Origin of the sequence: Streptomyces sp. WELS2, from assembly GCF_013870595.1 — a bacterium.
Taxonomy (GTDB): domain Bacteria; phylum Actinomycetota; class Actinomycetes; order Streptomycetales; family Streptomycetaceae; genus Streptomyces.
Genome location: NZ_JACBWZ010000460.1, coordinates 1 through 5,043, shown reverse-complemented (window position 1 = coordinate 5,043; position 5,043 = coordinate 1). Strand labels below are relative to the sequence as shown.

5 protein-coding genes are annotated in these 5,043 nt (G+C 70.7%); 3 read left to right on the top strand and 2 right to left on the bottom strand.

Features of this window, described 5'->3' with window-relative positions:
* Window positions 1-154: 154 nt before the first annotated feature.
* Window positions 155-805, top strand: coding sequence for an NAD(P)-dependent oxidoreductase (locus tag H5J33_RS23175; RefSeq protein WP_181796834.1), 651 nt, complete (start codon window positions 155-157; stop codon window positions 803-805).
* Window positions 806-1,528: 723 nt separating this feature from the next.
* Here the strand turns inward: H5J33_RS23175 and H5J33_RS23170 are convergent.
* Window positions 1,529-2,386, bottom strand: a complete 858-nt coding sequence (locus H5J33_RS23170; protein WP_181796833.1) for a LysR family transcriptional regulator — start codon at window positions 2,384-2,386, stop codon at window positions 1,529-1,531.
* 70 nt (window positions 2,387-2,456) lie between these two features.
* Between H5J33_RS23170 and H5J33_RS23165 the strand changes: the two genes are divergently transcribed.
* Entirely contained in the window at window positions 2,457-3,188 is a 732-nt protein-coding gene (locus H5J33_RS23165) for an SDR family oxidoreductase (RefSeq protein ID WP_181796832.1), read from the top strand.
* A gap of 102 nt (window positions 3,189-3,290) precedes the next feature.
* On the opposite strand, the gene H5J33_RS23160 is transcribed toward H5J33_RS23165, so the two are convergent.
* Window positions 3,291-3,446, bottom strand: coding sequence for a hypothetical protein (locus H5J33_RS23160; protein WP_181796831.1), 156 nt, complete (start codon window positions 3,444-3,446; stop codon window positions 3,291-3,293).
* 144 nt (window positions 3,447-3,590) lie between these two features.
* Here H5J33_RS23160 and H5J33_RS23155 point away from each other — a divergent pair, with 144 nt between their 5' ends.
* Window positions 3,591-4,703, top strand: coding sequence for a hypothetical protein (locus H5J33_RS23155; RefSeq protein ID WP_181796830.1), 1,113 nt, complete (start codon window positions 3,591-3,593; stop codon window positions 4,701-4,703).
* Window positions 4,704-5,043 lie beyond the last annotated feature (340 nt).

The following is a 5,043-nucleotide window of genomic DNA, read 5'->3' as shown; positions in this document are numbered from 1 at the left end:
CCCGGTTCCCGCACACTCCCAGCAGCGTCGACCGCCTCGGCGGTCCTGGCGACAGCGCCGCCATCCTCACCGACGCCCCAGGCGAGGACCTCGCCCCCCATCACCCGATCCACATCCACCACACCCCCGCACCACGAACCACGGAGGACATCCCATGACGAACATCGCCGTCTTCGGCGCGAGCGGCACCATCGGCTCCGCCATCGTGCGCGAGGCCCTGCGCCGAGGCCACCGCGTCACCGCGATCGTCCGCGACCCCGCGAAGGTCACCGAACGGCACGCCGACCTGACCGTCACCGCGGGCGACGCCCTCGACCCCCAGTCGGTCACCGCCGCCGCGAAGGGCCAGGACGTCGTCGTCAGCGCCGTCGGCGGCGGTGACGGCCCCGGCCACCTCGCCACCATCCGGCCCGCCGCCGAAGCCCTCACCGAAGGTCTGCGCACCCTCGGCGAGAGGGCCCCCCGCCTGATCACCGTCGGCGGCGCCGGCTCTCTGCGAACCCCCGACGGCAAGCAGGTCTGGGACGCCCCCGGGCTGCCCGACTTCCTCCTGCAGATCATGCACGCCCACGGCGACGCCCTCGACCACTACCGCACCGTCACCGACGTCGACTGGACCAACCTCAGCCCCGCGGCGACGATCGCCCCCGGCGACCGCACCGGCGTCTACCGGACCGCCCTGGACGACCTCGTCACGGACGAGAACGGCGACAGCACGATCTCCGTCGAGGACTACGCCGTCGCCCTCCTCGACGAGATCGAGCGGCCCCGCCATCACCACCAGCGATTCACCGTCGGCTACTGACCACCGCCCCGCGCGATCAAACCCGGCCCGCCCCCGGCAGGACGGCGGGCCGAACCACATACCGTGACGCCCCGACGCAGCCGCCGGGCGATGGCCAGCCAGCCATGATCGTTCGTGATGAACACCCGCCTACTACAACAACTTTGCGGCTACACAACCTGAGCGCACCCGCACAAGGTGCACAGCCGCGCCCCCGGGCTCTCGGCAACGTTCAGCGCGTGCTCCAGATCGAGCAGCGGCCCACCCTTCGGGGCTACCTTTCAGTCCGGCGCGTGCAGCAAACCCGGGCCGGGCCCTGCCCCTCGCGCCGCGAAGCGGTTCGGTTCGGTTCGGTTCGCAGGACTCGTTCCCGCCCAGAGATGGGTTCGGGGAACTTCGCGATGCGACCGACACGCGGACAAGCCGACTGCCACTCGATCGACAACTTCTGTCAGGACCTCTTACGCCTCTTGCGCGGCTTGTTTCCGCTCTGCCGACGAACCCGAGCGCGCCCGTACTTCGACGCCGACTCCGGCGCCGGAATATCGCTCCTGGCCAGCCCCTGTGACGGCGGACTGATTGTGGACCGCGTAATTGGTTCGCCGTCCGGTGCCCGTCATTCTGCTTCCAGGTGTGAATCTCGGCGGTGGCCGTGAGGGCGTCCCGGAGTGTTCGCACGCCCGCGAGCATGGGCGAGGGCGCCTCCCGCCCTGCGTGTCTCCCCGCCCTGCGTGTCTCCCCGCTCTACCCGCCGTGGCCCGTCGCCTTGCACGCCACGGCGGCGGCCGCGCGGACGAAGGCGGCCAGTGCTGGGGAGGTGGCGTGCTCGGGCCAGGCGAGGACGAGCGTGGTGGGTTCGGCATCATCGACTGGGACAGCGACCAGGTCGTCGCGGAGCTGGCCGCGGATGGAGGAGGGGAGGACGGCGACCATGCGGCGCAAGGCGATGAGGTGGAGAAGCTGCCCAAGGTCGTGGACCTCGGGTCCGTGTGAGCCACCCTCAGGTGCGCCCGGCCAGCGCGGCAGGGGCTCCCCGGCGAGGTCGTTCAGGCAGACCCGGGTACGGCCGGCGAGGCGATGCGATCGAGGCATCACGAGAAGTTGAGTCTCGGTCAGGAGATCCTGGGTGTCCAGGCCGGTGAGGTCGTGGCGGGGGCGGTGAAGCAGGGCGGCGTCGGCACGACCCTCCCGCAGGAGGTTCTCACGCTCGCCGAAGCTGCACACCAGCTCGACCGGCAGCGCACCCGGCTCGGCCTGATAGGCGTCGAGGATCGCGGGCAGCAGGCCACCGTCGCCGCCCGGCTTGATGACCAAGACCAGACGCGGGTCGGCGCGGCCGGCCCGCCGGGTGCGGCGCGCCGCGGCCGACGCGGCGTCGAGCACCGTACGGCTCTCGCGGAGCAGGACGGCCCCCGCCTCGGTCAGTGCGACCCGTCGATTGCCACGTTCCAACAGGGTTACGCCCAACCGTCGTTCGAGCTGCTGAATGGCGCGGGAGAGCGGCGGTTGGGTCATCCCTAGCCGGGCGGCCGCTCGACCGAAGTGCAGTTCTTCGGCGACAGCGGTGAAGTAGACGAGCTCGCGGACCTCCAGTCTTTCCATACCCGTACGGTATCGCTGAGTACCTGGTCGGTGTTGGAACTCCCGGCCGCCCCCGTGGTGGGCTGAACGCATGACAGAAACCACGACTGCCCTGGTCACCGGTGCCAACAAGGGCATCGGGCGCGAGGTCGCAGCCCGGCTCGCCTCGCTCGGCACGAACGTCCTGCTGGCCTCGCGCGACCCGCACCGCGGTGCGGCAGCCGCAGCCGAGCTGGGTCCGCGGGTGTACCCGGTCACCCTGGACGTCACCGACCGCGCCAGCGTCCTGTCCGCCGCCCGCTGGATCGAGGAGCGCTTTGGCCGGCTGGACATCCTGGTCAACAACGCCGGCATCTCTGGCGACCTCGCCGCCCAGAGCCCTGGCAGTGTCGAACTGTCCGCTGTACGCGAGGTGTTCGAGACCAACGTGTTCGGTGTGATCAGCGTGACCACCGCGATGCTGCCGCTGCTCGCCCGCTCTCCCGCCGCCCGGATCGTCAATGTCAGCAGTGGACTGGGCTCCATCACCCGGATGACCGATCCCGAGGACTACTTCACAACCCGGCCCCCGTTGGCCGCGTACGTCCCGTCCAAGACCGCACTCAACTCGCTGACCGTGCAGTACGCCAAGGAACTGCGCAGCCGCAACATCCTCGTCAACGCCGCCGATCCGGGGCCGTGTGCGACCGACCTCACCACCGCGTTCCCCGGCCTCACCCGCACCGCGGCCGACGGCGCGGCCGTGGTCGTCCGGCTCGCCACGCTGCCCGATGACGGGCCGACCGGCGGCTTCTTCGACGAGCACGGCCCGGTCCCCTGGTGAACTGCCTGTCAGGGAACCGAGGGACGGGGTGGTGGGGGTCAGCCCGGACGGGATGGGCGAGCCGGAGACCGCGCCGGCGCCCGACGGGTTGCAGCGCCCGGGTTACCCGCCGGAGGAGTGTGCGCAGGGATCCCCGTCGTGGTCGTCCACTGCGGTGACCGGGATGACGATGCGCGCGGCGATGTCCTCCGGCTCGGCATCGGCCCCGCCCGGCAGCCGCCCTGGCTTCGTCCACGAGAACGGGCAGCTGATGTTCATCACTTCGGGAGGCACCTGGCGCGTCGAGGATTCGAACAGTGATGCTTCACGCCGTGGCCGTGTCCGCCCCGCAGCGGATGAAACACGTTGGCCGGTCCGTGGCGGAGCTGCGAGGATGCTCACCACTTCTTCGGCGGAGGATGTTTGTACATTTTCGTGTGTGCTGGGTGCGGCGCCAGGCTGACGGTCCCGCTGTCCCAGGTCGTGCTGCCGGTTCACGCCCATCAGAAGTACGGGAACGGGGTCCAGCTCCCGGTGCTCATGGAGTCGGGCACGTTTGCCGTGGACCCAAACCGCTTGGGGCCGCCCTGGCGGAGATGGGATGAGGCCGATGCGGAGGAGGGGGCGGCCCGCGACATCCACGTGCCGGGCTTCTCCTGGTCCGACGGTACCCCCGGCACGGTCGTCATCGCCCCCGGAGACACCCGCGGCGCTGTGCTCATCCCGGAGAAGGCCGGCGGCTACTGCTGCGGCCTCGACTGGGGCGAGGGCCCGAACATGGCCTGTGAGGCGTGCGGCCTGCCCGTGGCGAGCCGGATCGACGACTGCTCACTCTGGCAAGCGGTCTGGCTCGCGCCGGACGCCGTGCGCCGCCTCCCCGTCGACAACGCCGCCCCCACGACGCTCTCCTGGGCGGAACTGTTGGCGGAGGGCAAGCGGACGCCCCCGTACGAGCCGATCACCAGATGGGGTTCGCTGCTCGGGTCGGGTCACCGGTGGTCATGGAGCCCGCAGTGGGAGGCGGCTGCCGGCCGGGCGCTCGCCCATCTGCTGGCAGCCTCCGACGGTCAGCCGGTGACCGTTCCGCACGGGCTGACCGCGGAAGTGCTCCAGCGTGCCCTCGACGCCCTCCTGCCCGGGGGCCGGCCGGCGCGGCACGCTGTGCTGGCCGGACCGGGACTGTCCGGTCCCGACGCGGACGCGGACGCGGACATACTGCTCGTGCCGGTCCATCCGCAGACAGGGGAGACCTGGCGTCCGGCCGGCCGGGCCGCATCGGCCTATCCGGTGCCGCTGCCGTTCGGGGTGTGGATGTGGCTGGCCTTCCCCGAGCCGCACCTGCGCCTCCCCGCGTCGGGCACCATGCCCGACGGCGTTGTCCGCGACGACCCGCCCATGCCGCGCCCCCATCAACTGTTCCGGGTCGACCCGAGCATCTTCCAGCACACCCTGACCCAGCTGCCGGCCGCGCGCAGCCCGCGACTGCGCGAGATCCTCGAGAACCTCACGCAACACATGCGCTCCGGGCTCTTCTAGCCGACTGGCAGAGGACGCCGGTACTCGCTCTCCGGAACTGCCCTGATCGAACAGTGCCGGACAGCCATCCCTCCCGAGTCGGTGAACATCTGCTGTCCCTTCTCGGGTTCTGGCTCAGCTTCCGTGCAGTGGCCACTCCGAGTGATGGCTGAGTGTCTACGGGCAGTGCTCGGAGTCGCCCGAAAATGAGCCATGGCCCAGGCAGTCGGGCTGACAGTTCGGGGCCGTGGAAGAGGTCGTGTTCCGTCTGAAGGAGCTGTTGTTCCCGTCGATCGAGAACGTCGCGGTGCTGTCGGTGGACGTGGACATCGCGAGCACGCAGGCCACCGCCGGTACCGCT